1 protein-coding gene is annotated in these 1654 nt (G+C 73.5%); it reads left to right on the forward strand.

The window, feature by feature from the left end; translation table 11 throughout:
* Positions 1 to 271: 271 nt before the first annotated feature.
* Positions 272 to 1399 carry an alpha/beta hydrolase family protein gene (locus AC31A1_RS51090; RefSeq protein ID WP_489659863.1) on the forward strand — a complete coding sequence of 376 codons (1128 nt, stop codon included), beginning with the start codon at positions 272 to 274 and terminating at the stop codon, positions 1397 to 1399.
* Positions 1400 to 1654: the final 255 nt, after the last annotated feature.

Here is a 1654-nt window from a genome sequence, read left to right on the forward strand (position 1 = left end):
TCCTTCCGGGAGTGGCTTTCGGCGAGAACCCTTCCGGCGGCGCCGAGCTGCCTCGCATCATCCCCGTCACCGGCCCGCCGAGCATCATCCCCGTCCCGCGCAACCGGCCGGCCTGGCGTCACCCTGGTGCCTGGTGCCTTCCGCCGCCAACCCGTCGCGCATCACCCTTCAGGTCCCGCCGTCACCGAAACACACCCCGACACACCCCCCGCTCAACACCGCACGCGTCCTCCGGCTGGCCGGTAGCCGCCTCCCCCTGGACACTGGACCCGTGCGCACAGTCAAAGCGACGGCCGCGGCCGTCTCCGTGGCCCTCGCGGCCGGTGTCGCCGGTGTCGCCGTCGGGCGGTTCGCCAGTGACGCCGCGTTGAAGGCGCCGCCCGGGCGTCCCCTGCCGACCGAACCCCGGCTCACGGTGCACTCCACCGCCGCCGGGCAGATCGCGCTCACCCGGGACCTCGCATCCCTGCGCCCCGGTACCTACGGCCTCGCCGGCGACGGCTCCCACGCGGTCGTCGGGCCCGTCGTGGACGCGGCCTCGCACTCCGCCGACGTCGTCGTACGCCGCCTGGAACGTGTCACCCATGGCACCCTGCGCCCCGGCGACAAGGTGTGGCTCACCCCGAACGTCAATGTCGGCAACCCGAGCGCCGCCCTCGGCCTGAACCACGCCGACATCGACATCCCCGGCGAACTCGGCTCCCTGCCCGCGTGGTTCGTCCCCGGGGCGCGGAGCACCTGGGTGATCGCGGTGCACGGGCTCGCGGCCACTCGCGAACTCTCCCTGAACGTCATGGAGTTCCTGCACCGCAGCAGCTTCCCGGTGCTCGCCCTCGCCTACCGCGGCGACCTGGGCGCACCCCGCAACCCCGACGGCCTGGGACACCTCGGCGAGACCGAGTGGCGCGACCTGGACGCGGCGATCCGCTACGCCGTGCGCTACGGCGCCGAGCACGTCGTCCTGTACGGCTGGTCCACCGGCGCCACCATGGCGCTGCGCGCCGCCGCCCACTCCGCGCTGCGCGACCGCGTCTCCGGCCTCGTGCTGGACTCGCCGGTGCTGGACTGGGAGAGGACGCTGCGCGCCCTCGCCACCGCCCGGCACACCCCGGGCGCGCTGCTGCCGCTGGCGGTCCGCGCCGCCCAGGGCCGCACCGGTCTGCACGGCGACCGCATCGCCGAGGCCGCCGATCCGGCCCGGCTCAGGGTCCCGACCCTGATCTTCCACGGCCCGGACGACACGGTGGCCCCCTGGAGCCTCTCCCGCCGCTTCGCCGCCCGGCGCCCCGACCTGATCACCCTCCAGCCGGTCGCCCACGCCCCGCACGGCGCGATGTGGAACGCCGACCCGGCCGGATACGAGGAGATCCTGCGCCGCTTCCTGACACCGCTGATGTGATCTCCACACCGCTGATGTGATCCGCAGCCCGCAGATGTGATCCACCGGCCCGTACCGGACGCCCCCCTTCACCACCCCGGACTCCATCCTCGCCGCACCCCTCCGACCTTCCGTTTAGCCCTGTACCACTGGCCTGATCCCGGTCCCCAGCTGCCCGCGGGACCCCGTGCCTTGGCCCTCCCTGTCGCCCGCCGTGACATTCCGTTTGGGTTTTCGGACCGTCAACCGGAAGACTGCACCCGTGACGTCCCGTAT

This window comes from Streptomyces sp. P5F9, assembly GCF_057961495.1.